We start from the raw sequence: 15,270 nt of genomic DNA, 5'->3' as shown, positions 1-15,270 counted from the left end.
CCCATCGGCTCGGGACCCCGCTCGTTACACCGGTGCTCACGGAGATCACTTACGGTATCGCGGAGCGCTATCGACCCAGGACAGCCCGGTCGCCCCGTTGGCCCTCGTGTTTCCCCATTGTTTACATCACGCCGGAAAGTAACTATCTTGCTCCATCATGGGCGGCGCCATGGGGCGCTCCCGTCACGCGTTCGGGGGCGCTGAACGTCGCTCTGAACGAGACGAGAGCCATGGGTTTCAATCGTGACACCATCAGGTCGAAGGCGTTCTCCCTCCTCGTCGTGCCCCTTCTCGCGCTGACCGCCGTCTGGGCCTACGTCGCCGTCACCTCGGTCGCGGAAGCGACCGGTCTGCTGCGGTCCGGTGAACGCTATACGGCCTATCTCCAGCCTCTGGAGAATCTGAGCGACGCCCTGCGGCAGGAACGCCGCTACAGCGTGATCGCCCTCTACGACGAGCGCGAGAGCGCCCGCGAAGACCTGTCGGAGCGCCGCACCGGCACCGACCGGGCGCTGGCCGACTTCCGTGAGGCGACCGCGAGCCAGGACGCCACCACCCTGCCGAGCACGACCTCGCTGCTGCTGGCCCGCCTCGACGGGCTCACGGCGATCCGCGGCTCGGTCGACGGCGGCGTGTCGACGGCGGTGACCACGGTCGGCGTCTACAGCGACCTGGTCGACGAGATCTCCACCTTCTCCTCCAGCCTGGCCAAGGACGGCGGGCTCACGCCCGAGCAGTATTCGCAGGTCAGGTCGTTGAACTCGCTCGACTTCGGGCTCGACCTGCTGGCCCGGGAGAACAGCCTCATCGGCTACGCGATCGCCGACAAGGACCTGTCGCCGTCGGTGCACGCCTCCTTCGTCGAGCTGGTCACCAGCCGCCGGTTCCTGCTGCGCAACGAGGCGGCGGCGCTCGACCCCGACGTGCGGGCCGGCCTGGAGCAGCTCTACGCCAAGCCGGTCTACAGCGCGCTGACCGAGGGCGAGAACCGCATCGTGGCCTTCGTGCCGACCGACGGCGAGCTCCCCTACGGCCTGGAGCAGTGGCTCAAGGACGGCGTCACCGTCACCACCGAGGTCGACGCGCTGACCGGCGCCGCGATGGACCGGGCCATGGGCGCGGCCGGGCAGCGGGTCAGCACCATCCTGTGGCAGACCGCGTTCATCACCGGGCTCGGCCTGATCATCGTGATCGTGTCGGTGCTGATCTCGGTCAGGTTCGGCCGCCGGGTGGTCCGTGAGCTGGGCGACCTGGAGCTGACCGCCGTCGACGTGGCGCGCTCCCGGCTGCCCGACCTGGTGCGGCGGCTGCGCGCGGGCGAGTCGGTCGACCCGGCCGCCGAGACCCCGACGGTCGCCGAGGGCAAGACCATGGAGATCAGGAACGTGTCCGGCGCGTTCAACTTCGTGCTGGCGGAGGCGGTGCGGGCGTCGGTCGGGCAGGCCGAGCTGCGGCGCAGCATCGGGCAGGTGTTCCTCAACCTGGCCCGGCGCAACCAGTCGCTGCTGCACCGCCAGCTGTCGCTGCTGGAGGTCATGGAGCACCGGGTGGAGGATCCGGCGACGCTGGAGGACCTGTTCCGGCTCGACCACCTCTCGACCCGCATGCGCCGCCACGCCGAGAACCTGATCATCCTCTCGGGCGCGGCCCCGTCCCGCCGGTGGCGGGAACCGGTGCCGATCTTCGATCTCGTACGTGGTGCGGTCACCGAGGTCGAGGACTACACCCGCGTCGTGGTGCAGGAGATGCGCCAGGCCCCGACCGTGCAGGGCTCGGCCGTCAACGACCTGATGCACCTGGTCGCCGAGCTGATCGAGAACGCCACCGTGTTCTCCCCTCCCGGCACCCGCGTGTACGTGCGGGGCGAGGTCGCCGCCAACGGCTACGCCCTGGAGATCGAGGACCGGGGCCTCGGCCTCGACCACGCCAAGCTGGAGACGCTCAACCAGCGGATCGCCGAACCGCCCGAGTTCGACCTGGCCGACAGCGAGCGGCTCGGCCTGTTCGTGGTGGCCCGGCTGGCCGCCCGGCACGGCGTGCGCGTGTTGCTGCGGCGGTCGCCCTACGAGGGCGTCACCGCCATCGTGATGATCCCGCCCGCCCTGCTCGCGGCGCCCGACGAGCAGAAGGTCAGCTACTTCACGACGCAGGCGCCCCCGGTCCAGCCGCCGCCCGCGCGGCACACGCCGGCCCCGCAGGCGGCGGCGCCGGTCGTCCACGACGACTTCGACGATTTCGGACTGGAGGGCCTGCCGCAGCGGGTCCCCCAGACGCACCTGGTGGCGCCCCTCCGGGGAGAGGCGCCACAGAGGAGCGAACCACAGCAGGCCGATGAGGGCTCCGCCGAGCGGCGGGCCGGCCTGATGACGTCCATGCAGCGCGGCTGGGAACGCGGCCGGCGCGAAACGGGGATTTGGAAGGACAGGCCACATGGCTGATCTCGGCAGGGAACTCGACTGGCTGCTCGACGACCTGATCCGGCGGGTGCCCGGCGTGGTGCACGCGGTGGTGCTCTCGTCCGACGGCCTGGCGATGGGCGGGTCCCAGGGGCTGAGCCGGGAGGACACCGAGCACCTGTCCGCCATCGCGGCCGGGAGCCACAGCCTGGCGCAGGGCGCGGGCCGCCGGTTCGGCGTCGGCAACGTCCGCCAGACGATCATCGAGCTGGATGGCGCGTTCCTGTTCGTCACCGCGGCCGGGGACGGCGCCCGGCTCGCGGTCATGACCAGCCCCGACTCCGATCTCGGCGTCGTCACCTACGAGCTGACCATGCTCGTGAAGCGGGTGGGGGAGCACCTGAGCGCACGTCCAAGGGCGGTTCATGGCCGCTGAGGAGGACCCGGACCCAGGACCCCTGGTCCGGATGTTCGCCGTCACCGGCGGACGCGCCCGCGCGGTGGGCGAGGCCTTCGACGTGATCGCCGTGGTGACCACGATCGGCATGCCGTACGACCAGGCCGGCCTCTCCCCCGAGCACCTCGCCGCACTCCGGGTCGCCACCCGGCCCACCACGGTGGCCGACATCGGCACCCGGCTGCGGCTCCCCCTGAACATCACCCGCGTACTGCTCAGCGATCTGCGGCGCGAGGGGCTGGTGTCGATCGACGCTCCGGCGGCCACGGCCGGAGTCCTCAACGAGCGGATCTACCAGGAAGTGCTCAATGGACTACGCGCGCTCTGACGCTCCCCCCGGCGCTCTGGCGATCAAGATCCTGATCGCGGGCGGGTTCGGCGTGGGCAAGACGACCCTGGTCTCGGCGGTCAGCGAGATCCAGCCGCTGTCCACCGAGGAACTGCTCAGCGACCGGGGCACCCGGGTCGACGACACCAGCGGCGTCGAGGGCAAGACGACGACCACGGTGGCCCTCGACTTCGGCCGGATCACCCTCCGCGAGGGCCTGTGGATCTACCTGTTCGGCACGCCGGGCCAGGACCGCTTCTGGTTCATGTGGGACGAACTGGCCATCGGCGCGCTGGGGGCGGTCGTGCTGGCCGACACCCGGCGCCTCGGCGACGCCTTCCCGGCGGTCGACTTCTTCGAGCAGCGGCGGATTCCGTACATGGTCGCGGTGAACCAGTTCGACGGCGCCCGCCGCCACGACCCGACGGTGATCCGCCGCGCGCTGGCGGTGCCCGGTCATGTGCCGCTGATGGTGTGCGACGCCAGGAACCGCGAGTCGGCCAAGGAGGTCCTGCTCACCCTGGTCCGGCACGCCAAGGAGATGTCGACGGTCCGGGCCTGATTGGCGCTAAATGTCGGTGACAGGGTCTCGTCCGGATTTGCACAATGCTGACATGAATCGCGTACTGGCCGTCGTCGTGGCCCTCGTGGTGCACCTGTTCACCCTGGGGTTCGTCGCGCTGGGGGTGGCGGTGATCGCCGCGTCGCCCGGGTTCTTCCTGACCTGGCTGATCGGCGGCTTCCTGATCGCGGTCGGGGTGATGCTCCGGCCGCGCCTCGGCCGGGTGTCCCACGACGCCGACGTCCTGCCCGAGGCCCAGGCCCCTTTCCTGTACGCCCTCGCCGGGCGCGTGGCCACCGAAGCCGGGGTGCCGAAGCCGGTGGTGGCGATCCACGACCTGGGCCTGGGCGCGACGTACGAGCGGGTCGGGCTGCGGCGGCGGCCGGTGCTGACGATCGGGCTGCCCGTCTGGCTGGCGCTGTCGCCCGCGCTGCGGGTGGCCCTGCTGGCGACGGCCTGCGCGAGCGACCGGCTCGACGACGGGGTGATCGTGGGCGGGGCGAAGTCGACGCTGGCCGAGATCAAGGTCGCGCTGTTCGGGCTCGGGGTCGACCAGGTCAGGCAGCAGGCCCACCTGGAGATGGCCATGGCGCTCGGGGCGTGGGCGCCCAGGACGGGTTACGAGACGGCCTCCTGGTTCGGCCGCATGCTGGGCTGGATCGTGGGATGGCCGGCCGTGCTGGCGGAAGCCGTACTGAACAGACTGACCGAGGACCGCGGCGCCCGCGCGGACGCCCGCATCGCCGAGACGGCGGCGAGGGTCGCCGGACCCGACGCGATCGCCGAGCTCGCCGAAGTGATCACCTCCCGCAGCTACCTGGCCCCGATGCAGGCCGCCGCGCTGCGCGGCGAGGACGTCGTCGCGATCCGCCGCGCCGCCCTCGACCGGGCGATCATGCGCGAGATGTTCACCGGCGAGTCACGCGCCGGGGTGGCCGTGATCAGCGAGTCGGAGCAGATCGATCTCGAGCTCCGGGCCCACTACGAACGGGCGACCAGGGGGCTCGGGCTGCTGTCCTGAGCGAGGGCATAAGCTGTCAAGGTGAGTGTTGCCCCTGATGGTCGTAAGCTCCTCCGCCTGGAGGTGCGCAACAGCCAGACCCCGATCGAGCGCAAACCTGCGTGGATCAAGACCCGGCTGAAGACGGGCCCTGAATACACCGAACTGAAATCCCTCGTTCGCCGCGAGGGCCTGCACACGGTGTGCGAAGAAGCGGGTTGCCCGAACATCTACGAATGCTGGGAAGACCGCGAGGCGACCTTCCTGATCGGCGGCGACCAGTGCACCCGCCGCTGTGACTTCTGCCAGATCGACACCGGGAAGCCGGCCGAATACGACCGCGACGAACCCCGGCGCGTGGCCGAGTCGGTCCAGCAGATGGGCCTGCGCTACGCGACGGTCACCGGCGTGGCCCGCGACGACCTGCCCGACGGCGGCGCGTGGCTCTACGCCGAGACCGCCCGGCAGATCCACGCGTTGCTGCCCGGCTGCGGCGTCGAACTGCTCGTCCCCGACTTCAACGGCAACGCCGACCAGCTCGCCGAGGTCTTCTCGGCCAAGCCCGAGGTGTTCGCCCACAACATCGAGACGGTCCCCCGCATCTTCAAGCGGATCCGGCCGGCGTTCCGCTACGAGCGCTCCCTCGGTGTCATCACGACGGCCCGCGAGGCCGGCATGGTGACGAAGTCGAACCTGATCCTCGGCATGGGCGAGGAGCGCGAAGAGGTCGTCCAGGCGATGCGCGACCTCCACGAGGCGGGCTGCGACCTGCTGACGATCACCCAGTACCTGCGTCCGTCCCCGCGTCACCACCCGGTCGAGCGCTGGGTCAAGCCCGAGGAGTTCGTCGAACTCCAGGCCGAGGCCGAGGCGATCGGCTTCGCCGGGGTCCTCTCCGGGCCGCTGGTCCGGTCGTCCTACCGGGCCGGAAGGCTCTACCAGCAGGCGATCGAGCAGCGCGCCCGCGCCTGACCCCTTTCGCACGAGCACGACGGAACGGCCGGGGATGAACTCCCCGGCCGTTCCTCGTCGGCAGCCGGCCGCGCTGGCTACAGGCGCGTTCCCGACTGCCTGGCTCGTTCCTCAGGCGCTCGCGCGCCCGCTATGGGGTGATCTCTATGTAGGAGACTCCGGGCATCGGGAGGTCGAAGGCGATGCGGAGGGTCGAGCCGCTGGTCGTCACCGGTGGGGTGAGTTCTTCCAGGACGTTCGCGGCGTGGAGCTTCTCCCATTCCGCCTCTGTGGGCCAGTCGGTCTGGCCGTGCCAGTGGGACTGGATGTTGGAGTGGCGGTCGTCGATGCGGTGGTGGGTGACGGTGTGGTCGCCTTCGCCCAGGTCGGTGATGGTCAGCGTGATGGTGCGGGAGAGGTCGGGGTCGCCGTCGGCCTTCGACTGGTTGAGGGTGCCGTTCCAGGTCAGGATGCCGACCGTTCCGTCGTCGCGGCGGGCGGCCCAGACCTCCACTCCTCCGGTGTCGCCGTCGAGCTTGGTGACCAGTTCCTCGTCGCCCAGGCGGTTGGCCAGGTCGAGGGCCCACCAGCGGGGTTTGCGGAGGTTGCCGACGCTCAGGAGGCCGAAGCCGCCGTGGAACAGCTTCGGCGGGCGGCCCAGCTCCTCGAAGTGGTCGGAGGCCACCCAGTGGGAGAGGGATTCCATGCGCCCGGCCACCGACTTCATGCCGTGGAGGAGGAACGAGGCGCCGAACGGGCCGTCGCCGATGCCGTGGAAGTGGGTGGGGGTGGGGCCCCATTCCGTCCACCAGATCGGGGTGCCCTCCAGGCCGTGCCGTGCCAGGGCGGGGCGCCAGTCCAGGGGCGCGTTGCCGTAGGTGTGGGTGGAGACGAAGTCGACGGGCAGGTCGCGGGCGATCAGCTCTTCGACCCAGCCGTTGGCGGCCGACGACGGGCCGCCCACCTTCAGTGCGGGGTGCACGTCCTTCACGGCGGCGGCGCTGATCTCGTACAGGCGGAAGTAGTCGTCCGGCGTGCCGGACCAGAAGACCTCCAGGTTCGGTTCGTTCCAGACCTCGAAGGCCCAGTGGTCGATCAGCTCCTGGAGGCCGTAGCGGTCGGCGCAGTGCTGGGTGAAGGCGCGGACCAGGTCGCCCCAGGCGTCCCAGTCCTTCGGAGGGCTGATGATCGCCTCGTAGCCGAAGACCGTTTTCGACGGGTCTGCGGCGAGTTCTTCCGGCATGAAGGACAGTTCGACGATCGGGCGCAGGCCGATGTCCTTCAGGGTGTCGTAGATCTGGTCGACGCGGGAGAAGTCGTATCCGTCGGGGACGATGCGGACCTCGTCCAGGATCGCGTGGGCGCGCACCGTCTGCACGCCGAGCTCCGTGTGCGCCAGCCTGAGGGCCTCGACGAGCTCCTTCTCTTCGAACATGTACGACAGATGCTCCGACCCGATCATGAACCGCCATGGCCGGGGGAGCTCGCGGGCGACATTTCCGGAAATGTTGATTTTCGCCACGCCCGACCCGCCCGACGAGCCGTGCACGGGTGACCCCGCAGGACCGCCGACCGCCGACACCCGATACCAGCAGGGGTCCTGGCCGGTGTCGACGTAGCGGCAGGAGGGGACGGCGGGCACGTCCACGTCGGGCTGGCCCGTCACGGCGTAGGGGCCCTCGCGGAACGGGGACCGCTCGACCACATAGCCGATCGCCCCCGGCACCGGCTCCCAGGTCAGTGTCACGCAGCCGCGCCCCGGGGTGGCGCGCAGGCCCCCGGGCGGGGGAAGGTCCACGGCCGGAGCCGCGGTCACCTCCCCCGAGGGGCGGTGGATGCGAGCCTGCCAGTCGCGACGGGCCTTCACGAACGGACCTCCCACGTCTCCTGCGACAGCACCGGCTTCAGTGCCTTCTCGACGTCGCGCGAGGCGAAGTAGCCCCGCAGCTTGTCCCTGGTCAGCCGGTTGCCGAGCGCGATCATGATCATGCCCTGGTCGAGGGCGAGGTACTGCTTGGCGACGGTCTTGCTCTTGACGGCGACGGCGTCGTAGAAGCCGCCGGGGCCGTAGGAGTCGAAGTCCTTCTTGATCTTGGCGAGGTTGTCGAGGGCGTCCTTCTCGGCGTAGCGCAGCGCGAGGAAGGAGGCGTGCGGGGTCACCACGCCGTCGCCATAAGTGGTGGGCTCGGGCTTGGCCGGGCGGCAGTCGCCGTAGCCGTAGTCGACCGAGGTGCGTTCCTGGTCGGAGGTGTAGCCGTCGGTGTCCATGCCGAGCGCGTCGACGCCGTATTCGCGGTAGCCCCCGGCCGGGTTGTTCGACGGGGAGAAGCCCCAGTAACCGTATTTCGCGTCGTCGAGCCCGTGGACCTTCTGGGCCTTCACGTAGACCGGGTGGTTACGCCCCCACGATTTCGCGCCCCAGACATCCTCCGGTACGAGCTGCGGCACCATCAGCGCCTCGAACATGCTGCCGCCCCAGGTCGGGACCAGCCGCATGCCCTTGTAGCCGTAGGTGCCCTCGAAGACCTTCACGCCCTCGAAGGTCTGCCAGGAGCCCTCCGCCCGCTGCTCGGCCCAGCCGAAGTCGCAGTTGTCGTTCGGATGGGTGCGCAGCATGCCGAAGTAGTGCGCCTTGGGGATCTGGTTCAGGGCGATGCCGACATAGGAGGTGATCCTGGTCTCGGTCATCGCGCCGTAGTGGTGGCAGGTCGAGTAGACGGTCGTACCGGAGTCGTTGTAGTCGCTGGGGGTCGAGCACCCCTCGGGCTTCTCGGGCCAGAAACCGCCCCTGAGCAGGCCGGTCCCCTGGGCGGCGGCGCCCTGCGGGTCGTAGTAGGACGAGAAGTCCATGCTCCGCACCAGCGTGTCGGCGTCGCGGGCGACCGAGGGCACGGCCGAGCGGATCATGAGTAAGGCCGCACCGAGCCACCCGTTGTCGACACTGGACGCGAAGGGCGCGACGGGATCGCCGCTGTCCGGCCAGGTCTTCACCAGGGCGAGGGTGTGGGGGTCGTACCAGTTGAAGAACTGGCCGGTCGGTTCGTGGCGCTCCAGTTTCCGCACATTCTGGAGGACCTGCTTCACGCGCTTCTCAGCGTCGCGGGCCGAGATGATCCCGGTGTCGCGGGCCGCGACCGTGCTCCACAGGTAGGTCGCGATGTTCGTCGGTGAGGTCACCTTCGCCCGGGTCGCGGGGTCGAGGGTGCCTTCGATCTTGTCGGACGGCAGACCCGTGGCCGGGTCGACCATGGCGGCCATCGACTTCCAGGTGTCCTTCGCGTAGGTCTTCAGAACGTTGTTGTCAGGTGCCGGTGCCGCCGGTGATACGGCCAGCAGGACGGCCAGCGCCATGCGCATACGCGGGGTTCCTTACTTGAGTCCGGTCGAGGCGATGCCCTGTACGAAGTAGCGCTGCAGGAACAGGAACAGCAGGAGGATCGGGGCGACCACCACGACGGCACCCGCGATGAGCAGGCCGTACTGGGTCGCCTGGGCGTTGCTGAAGATCGCGAGCGCGACGGGCAGGGTGTACATGTCCTCGCTCTGGGCCACCACGGCGGGCCACAGGAAGTTGTTCCACGAGGTCATGAACGTGATCAGCCCGAGAGTGGCCAGGGCGGGCCGGCACAGCGGCAGCACGATCGAGAAGAAGATGCGGAACTCCTTGGCGCCGTCCACCCGGGCGGCCTGGATGAGCTCGTCGGGGATGTCGGCGATGAACTGCCGCATCATGAAGATCCCGAGCGGCGCCACCACGAACGGCAGCACGATCCCGAGGAACGTGTTGACCAGCCCCATCTTCGCGATCAGCACGAACTGCGGCACCATCACAACGATCGCGGGCACCATCATCTGCACCATGACCAGCCCGAACAGGGTGTTCCTGAACCGGAAGCGCAGCTTGGCGAAGGCGTAGCCGACCATCGAGCACAGCAGCAGGTTGGCCACCACCAGGGCGATCGCGATGATCGCGCTGTTGAGGAACGCGGTGCCCATGTTCATCCGCTCGAACAGGCCGCTGTAGTTGCTGGTCGTCCATTCGGCCGGGAGGAAGGTCGGCGGGTTCTGCCTGATCTCGCCTTCGGGCTTGAACGAGGCGAGCATCGTCCAGAGGAAGGGGAAGATCACCACGAGCAGCCCGGCGGTGAGCAGCACGTAGGTGGACATCCGGCGTTTCACGAGCGCCTCCCGATCCTGAACTGGAGCAGCGCCAGCGCGACGATCACCGTGAACAGCACGGTGGCGGCGGCTCCGGCGTAGCCGTAGGCGCCCGCGCCGAACTGGTTGTAGATGGCCAGCGACGCCGAGGTGGTCGCCCCGGCGGGGCCGCCCTTGGTCATGACCAGGGGTTCCTCCATGAACTGGGCGAACCCGATGGAGGAGTAGACGGTGCAGAACAGCAGCGCGGGCCGCAGCATCGGCACGGTCACCGACCGGAACCGCTGCCAGCGCCCGGCGCCGTCGATGTCGGCGGCCTCGTAGAGCTCCTTCGGGATCCCCTGGAGCGCGGCCAGCAGCACGACCATGTCGAACCCGAAGCTCCGCCAGGCGGTCATCACGATGATCACCGGGAGGGCGGTGCTCTCGTCGGAGAGCCACGCGGGCCCGTCGATGCCGAACCAGGCGAGCGCCTGGTTGATCGGCCCGGCGTCCGGGTCGAGCAGGAAGCGCCAGGCCACCGCGATGCCGATGATGCTGGTGATGTACGGCGTGTAGTAGCCCAGCCGGAAGAACGCGGCCGGCAGCCGGGAGATCCCCGAGTTGAGCGCGACGGCGGCGGCCAGGCCGAGCGCGATGGTCAGCGGGAGCGCGGTCACGACGAAGATGAGCGTGTTGAGCGCCGCCTTGCGCATCAGCTCGTCGTTGAACAGCCGCAGGTAGTTCTCCAGCCCGACGACGTCGACGGCGAGCGGGTCGCGGACGTCGGTGCTGCGCATGTCGGTGAAGCTCATCCCGAGCCCGGCCAGCAGCGGCCCGGCCCAGAACACCACGAACACGATCAGGAAGGGCAGCACGAAGATCCACGCCACCCAGGAGCCTCGTGGCTTCTTCATTTTGAGAGCCGGTGCCTTCTGAGCGACCGGTCTTTCCAGGGTGGTCGCCATGATCAGGCCCCGGTGCCGATCTGCTCGGCCTGCTCCTGCATCCGCTTGGCGGTGGTGGCCGAGTCCTGCTTGCCGAGGGCGTACTTCTCCAGCTCGGCCTCCATGACCTTGGCGACCTGCTCCCAGGTCGGCACCGGCGGGGCCGCCTTGGTGTCCTTGAGCTGCTCACCGAAGACCTGCACCCGCTCGTCGGCGGTCAGTGCGGGTTCCTGCCAGGCGGCCTGGACGCTGGGCAGCGCCGACGCCGTGGTGTACCACTCGGCCTGGACCTTCGGGTCGGTCAGCCAGGTGAGGAACTTCCAGGCGGCGTCGCGGTTGGGCTTGTCCTTGAAGACGACCATGTTGCTGCCGCCGACCAGGCTGGTGCCGCCGGCCGGGCCCTTGGGGTAGGGCGCGACGGTGAACTTGTCCTTGAAGTCGGCGCCGCCGTCCTGCTCCATCGCGGTGATCATCCACGGGCCCGAGTAGAAGGCGCCGACGCGTCCCTTGACGAAGGTCTGCGGGAAGGCGCCGTTGGGCTGGGTGGTGACGGACAGGCCGTCCTTGAAGAACGAGCCCCAGTGTTCGAGGGCCTGGAGCATCTGCGGGGTGTCGAGGGTCCAGGCACCGTCCTTCTGGAAGTCGCCGCCGGCCTGGTAGAGCAGCGGCGCGATCTCCTGCCAGGAGCCGATCCGGAAGTTCTGCTCGACGCCCAGCTCGGCGCCGTTGTCCTTCAGGGTCTTGGCGAAGGCGGTGACCTCGTCCCAGGTGGCGGGGGCCTTGGCGTCCTTCGCCAGGTCGGTGCGGTAGTAGAAGGCGCGGGTCTCGACGTACCAGGGGATGCCGTAGGCGGCGCCGTCGATGACGCCGGTGCCCCAGGCGCCGGGGAAGAAGGCGTTCTGGTCGACCAGGTCGGCGGGGGTGGCCTCGATGGCGCCGGTCTTCACCATCTCGCCCATCCAGGTGTTGCCGATCATCGAGACGTCGGGGGTGGCGTTGCCCGCGATCGCGGCGGTGATCTTGTCGTGGGCGACGTCCCAGCCCAGGGCCGTGACGTTGACCGTGATGCCGGGGTTGGCCTGCTCGAACTTCTGGGCGAAGGCGTCGAGCTTCTCCCCCTCGGTGCCCATCGCCCAGACGGTCACGGTTCCGGTGGCCTTGGCGGTGTCGACGGCCTGCGCCTCCTCGGCGCCACCGCCCGAGTCGCGGCCACAAGCGGTGGCGGCGAGGGCGACGGCGAGCAGGCCTAGGGCGTACTTCTTCACTGTTCCTCCTGATGTGCCGGGGGGTGCAGGCCACAGCTCGACCGGATGACGAGTTCGGTGGCGAGAACGCGCGTGGTGTTCGTGGGCTCCGCTCCGGCGATCAAGTCGTCTAGGAGGCGGGCGGCCGCGCCGCCGAGCTCGCGCAGGGGCTGGCGCACGGTGGTGAGGGCGGGCCGGGAGTGGCGGGCGGCCATGATGTCGTCCCAGCCGGTGACGGCGACGTCGTGCGGGACCCGGAGCTTCAGCTCCTCGGCGGCCAGGATCACGCCGAGGGCGACCTGGTCGTCGGCGCACATGATCACGTCTGGCCGGGTTCTCAAGACAGAAAGCCCGGCTTCGTAGCCGCCTTCGACCGTGTACGGGCACTCCACCGGCCGCGGCACAGTGATCCCGTGGTGGCCGAGGGTACGGGCGACCGACGTCCACCGCCGGCTGACGTCGCCCTCGTCGTGGCCGCCGGCCAGCGCGAACGCGCGGTGGCCGTGGTCGATCAGGTGCGCGGTCAGCGCTTCGGCGGCGTCGGTGTTCTCGCTGCGCACGGCCTCGGTGCCGGGGTGGGCGTCGCGGGCCAGCAGGACCGTCGGCAGGCCAGACTCGGCCAGCTCGGTGAGCAGGGCGTCGGGAAGGGTCTGGCCGAACACGACGAGCCCGTCTACCCGGGTGGCGAGATCTTTCACCGTCTCCGGCACACCCTCGCGATCACGGGTGGACAGGATCAGGACCGACCGGCCGAGTTCGGCGGCGACCTCCTCATATCCCAGGAGGACCTCGGCGAAATAGGGCCCGGAGAGGTCGGGGAAGATGATCCCGTTGGCGGCGTGGCGGCCCTCGGCGAGCGAGACCCCGAGGCGGCTAGGGGTGAACCGCAGCTCCTCGACCGCCCGCTGCACCTTCTCGCGGGTCGCGGCCGACACCGGCCCGGTGCCGCGCAACGCCCGCGAGACCGTGGCGATGGACACCCCGGCCAGCCTGGCCACTTCGTAGATCGTCGAGTCGGACACCGTACTCCCTCGCGTGTGTAAGCGCTTCCACTGCCCCGGCGGGAGGGCATCACACGGAGTTTTATTACGGTTTTATAACTACGGCCCCAGGTTGGCGAAGGTCACGTTTTCACACTTGGCACCGGGGATTTGTATCCTTCAGAACATGGCGAAGGACTCGGCGAACCCAGGCCGCATCAAGCAGCTCAGGATGGTCGCGCAGATCATCAAGAAGGCCAATCCCAAGGGGATGCCGCTCGTATACGCGACGGTCGTCGGCGTGATCGCGCTGGCGGTCGTCATCGGCCTGCTGACCGGCGCGTTCTGGTATGTGATCATTCTCGGCATCCCGGTCGCGCTGCTGGCCGGCATGCTGCTGTTCGGCCGGTTCGCTCAGCGGGCCCAATATTCGATGCTCGACGGCCAGCCCGGCGCGGTCTACGCGATCCTCCAGGGCATGCGCGGCAACTGGATGGTCGAGGAGAAGCCGGTCGCGGTCAACCGCGAGCAGGACCTCGTCTTCCGCCTGGTCGGCTACCCCGGCGTCATCCTCGTCTCCGAGGGCCCCGGCACCCGCGTGCAGAAGATGCTGGTGGCCGAGAAGAAGCGGGTCCAGCGGGTCGCCATCGACGTGCCGGTCTACGACGTGCAGTGCGGCGACGCCGAGGGTCAGGTGCCGCTGGCCAAGCTCCAGCGCCACCTCATGAAGCTGCCGCGCAACCTGAAGAAGCCGGCCGTCTCCGAGGTCAACAACCGCATGCGCGCGCTGACCCCGTCGATCCCGATGCCCAAGGGCCCGCTGCCCAAGGGCGCCCGCCTGCCCAAGGGTGTCCGTCCCCGGTGACGACCCCAGACAGCCTGGTCTCCGCGCAGGCCAACCGGGGTTACTGGGACTCGGCGGCCGACGACTACCAGGCCGAACACGGCTCGTTCCTGCGTGACGACGGGTTCATCTGGTGCCCCGAGGGGCTCGACGAGGCCTCGGCCCACCTGCTCGGCGACGTCCGCGGCCTCTCGGTCCTCGAAGTGGGCTGCGGCGCCGGTCAGTGCGGGCGCTACCTCGCCGCCCAGGGCGCCTCGGTGGCGGCGTTCGACGTCTCGCACCGGCAGTTGCAGCACTCGCGCCGCATCGATCTCGATTCCGGTACGTCCCTGCCGGTCGTCCAGGCCGACGCCGAGAAGATCCCCTTTCTCGACGGCACCTTCGACCTCGCCTGCTCCGCCTTCGGCGGGCTCCCCTTCGTCGCCAGTGCCACCAACGCGCTGCGCGAGGTCGCGCGGGTGCTCAGGCCGGGCGGCCAGTTCGTCTTCTCGGTGTCCCACCCGATCCGGTGGGCCTTCCCCGACGACCCCGGGCCGCGCGGCCTGACGAGTGACCGCTCCTACTTCGACCGCACCCCTTACCTGGAGCGGAACGACGAGGGCGAGGTCACCTACGTGGAGCATCACCGCACGATGGGCGACTGGGTCGCCGCGATCACCGGCGCCGGTCTGCGGCTCGACGAACTGGTCGAACCCGAATGGCCCGAGGGTCACGACCGGATCTGGGGCGGCTGGAGCCCTCTTCGCGGGCGGCATTTCCCCGGGACGGTCATCTTCCGCGTCGTCTCCCCCTGAACCCGCGCGGCCGGTTGGCGCCGGATACGGCGGCCGGCCGGGGCGGCGGGCGGCGCCGGGGTGGGCGAGAGCCGTAACAGAGAAGAAGCTTTTACTTTTCGCGGATGACGACGGTGCCGGCGAAGCGGTCGTGCAGCCCGCGCTGGTCTTTGTCGAAGATCAGCGCCGGGACGGCCAGGATGAGCAGGACGGTCCGGATCAGCACCGCTTTGGGGGTGAGCTGCGGGCCCGCCAGCGACACGACCCTGATGTTGACCAGCCGCATCCCGAACGTCATGCCCATCGTGCCCACGAGCAGGATGTATTCGAGCGCCAGGACGCCCGTCGCGATCAGCGTGGCGTCGGTGCCCTTCGCGCCGAGCAGGCCCTGGGCGATGGCCCAGACGCAGATCAGCCAGTCGATCGCCAGTGCCACGATGCGCCTGCCGAAGCGGGCGACCGAACCTTTACCCTGCTCGGGCAGGCCCAGGCGCTCGCCCGGATAGGCTTGAACGGCGGGCGTGCCGGTCAGCCAGGTCTGCGTCCAGCGGGGCTCTTTGCTCATGGATCCAGGGTAATGGCCGCCCCTTTCGGTCGTCACGATGACCTGCGGCGACGGCGGCAGTTACACCCTGCGGTCAGGTTTCGACA

General features: G+C 69.5%; 15 protein-coding genes. 8 read left to right on the top strand and 7 right to left on the bottom strand.

The window, feature by feature from the left end; genetic code table 11:
• Positions 1 to 230: 230 nt before the first annotated feature.
• The 6 genes from ACYQ78_RS02055 to lipA are packed head-to-tail and all read left to right on the top strand — an operon-like array spanning position 231 to position 5,715.
• A complete protein-coding gene (locus ACYQ78_RS02055; protein WP_459798911.1) occupies positions 231 to 2,438 on the top strand; it encodes a sensor histidine kinase in 2,208 nt (735 codons plus the stop codon).
• Positions 2,431 to 2,832 (top strand): roadblock/LC7 domain-containing protein, encoded by a 402-nt coding sequence (locus tag ACYQ78_RS02050; RefSeq protein ID WP_459798910.1) that lies wholly within the window; start codon positions 2,431 to 2,433, stop codon positions 2,830 to 2,832. The genes ACYQ78_RS02055 and ACYQ78_RS02050 overlap by 8 nt, the downstream gene beginning before the upstream one ends.
• A complete protein-coding gene (locus ACYQ78_RS02045; RefSeq protein ID WP_459798909.1) occupies positions 2,822 to 3,181 on the top strand; it encodes a DUF742 domain-containing protein in 360 nt (119 codons plus the stop codon). The genes ACYQ78_RS02050 and ACYQ78_RS02045 overlap by 11 nt, the downstream gene beginning before the upstream one ends.
• Complete coding sequence (locus tag ACYQ78_RS02040; RefSeq protein ID WP_459798908.1) at positions 3,162 to 3,743, top strand: GTP-binding protein; 582 nt, start codon at positions 3,162 to 3,164, stop codon at positions 3,741 to 3,743. The genes ACYQ78_RS02045 and ACYQ78_RS02040 overlap by 20 nt, the downstream gene beginning before the upstream one ends.
• Positions 3,744 to 3,795: 52 nt before the next feature.
• Complete coding sequence (locus ACYQ78_RS02035) at positions 3,796 to 4,764, top strand: M48 family metallopeptidase (protein WP_459798907.1); 969 nt, start codon at positions 3,796 to 3,798, stop codon at positions 4,762 to 4,764.
• Positions 4,765 to 4,785: 21 nt separating this feature from the next.
• Positions 4,786 to 5,715 carry a lipoyl synthase gene (lipA, locus tag ACYQ78_RS02030; RefSeq protein WP_459798906.1) on the top strand — a complete coding sequence of 310 codons (930 nt, stop codon included), beginning with the start codon at positions 4,786 to 4,788 and terminating at the stop codon, positions 5,713 to 5,715.
• 130 nt (positions 5,716 to 5,845) lie between these two features.
• Here the strand turns inward: lipA and ACYQ78_RS02025 are convergent, their stop codons facing one another.
• Genes ACYQ78_RS02025 through ACYQ78_RS02000 form a run of 6 tightly spaced genes read right to left on the bottom strand, consistent with a single transcriptional unit; the run spans position 5,846 to position 13,044 of the window.
• Positions 5,846 to 7,561, bottom strand: coding sequence for a GH39 family glycosyl hydrolase (locus ACYQ78_RS02025; protein WP_459798905.1), 1,716 nt, complete (start codon positions 7,559 to 7,561; stop codon positions 5,846 to 5,848).
• On the bottom strand, positions 7,558 to 9,051 hold the full coding sequence (locus ACYQ78_RS02020; RefSeq protein ID WP_459798904.1) for a glucoamylase family protein: 1,494 nt from the start codon (positions 9,049 to 9,051) through the stop codon (positions 7,558 to 7,560). Before ACYQ78_RS02020 ends, ACYQ78_RS02025 begins: the two co-directional genes overlap by 4 nt.
• Before the next feature lie 12 nt (positions 9,052 to 9,063).
• Entirely contained in the window at positions 9,064 to 9,873 is an 810-nt protein-coding gene (locus tag ACYQ78_RS02015; protein WP_459798903.1) for a carbohydrate ABC transporter permease, read from the bottom strand.
• Positions 9,870 to 10,748, bottom strand: coding sequence for a carbohydrate ABC transporter permease (locus tag ACYQ78_RS02010; RefSeq protein WP_459798902.1), 879 nt, complete (start codon positions 10,746 to 10,748; stop codon positions 9,870 to 9,872). Before ACYQ78_RS02010 ends, ACYQ78_RS02015 begins: the two co-directional genes overlap by 4 nt.
• A gap of 53 nt (positions 10,749 to 10,801) precedes the next feature.
• Positions 10,802 to 12,043: an extracellular solute-binding protein gene (locus ACYQ78_RS02005; RefSeq protein ID WP_459798901.1), complete on the bottom strand. Its 1,242-nt coding sequence runs from the start codon at positions 12,041 to 12,043 to the stop codon at positions 10,802 to 10,804.
• Positions 12,040 to 13,044: a LacI family DNA-binding transcriptional regulator gene (locus ACYQ78_RS02000; protein WP_459798900.1), complete on the bottom strand. Its 1,005-nt coding sequence runs from the start codon at positions 13,042 to 13,044 to the stop codon at positions 12,040 to 12,042. The genes ACYQ78_RS02005 and ACYQ78_RS02000 overlap by 4 nt, the downstream gene beginning before the upstream one ends.
• 145 nt (positions 13,045 to 13,189) lie before the next feature.
• Here ACYQ78_RS02000 and ACYQ78_RS01995 point away from each other — a divergent pair, with 145 nt between their 5' ends.
• Together ACYQ78_RS01995 and ACYQ78_RS01990 are read left to right on the top strand one after the other, a co-directional pair.
• Positions 13,190 to 13,867, top strand: coding sequence for a DUF4191 domain-containing protein (locus ACYQ78_RS01995; protein ID WP_459798899.1), 678 nt, complete (start codon positions 13,190 to 13,192; stop codon positions 13,865 to 13,867).
• On the top strand, positions 13,864 to 14,640 hold the full coding sequence (locus ACYQ78_RS01990) for a class I SAM-dependent methyltransferase (RefSeq protein ID WP_459798898.1): 777 nt from the start codon (positions 13,864 to 13,866) through the stop codon (positions 14,638 to 14,640). Before ACYQ78_RS01995 ends, ACYQ78_RS01990 begins: the two co-directional genes overlap by 4 nt.
• 91 nt (positions 14,641 to 14,731) lie before the next feature.
• Here ACYQ78_RS01990 and ACYQ78_RS01985 read toward each other — a convergent pair whose 3' ends face one another.
• Positions 14,732 to 15,184 carry an RDD family protein gene (locus tag ACYQ78_RS01985; protein ID WP_459798897.1) on the bottom strand — a complete coding sequence of 151 codons (453 nt, stop codon included), beginning with the start codon at positions 15,182 to 15,184 and terminating at the stop codon, positions 14,732 to 14,734.
• Positions 15,185 to 15,270: the final 86 nt, after the last annotated feature.

This window comes from Herbidospora sp. RD11066 (assembly GCF_054661255.1).
Note: the sequence above shows the minus strand (reverse complement) of the source record. Positions and strands in the feature narration are given on the sequence as shown.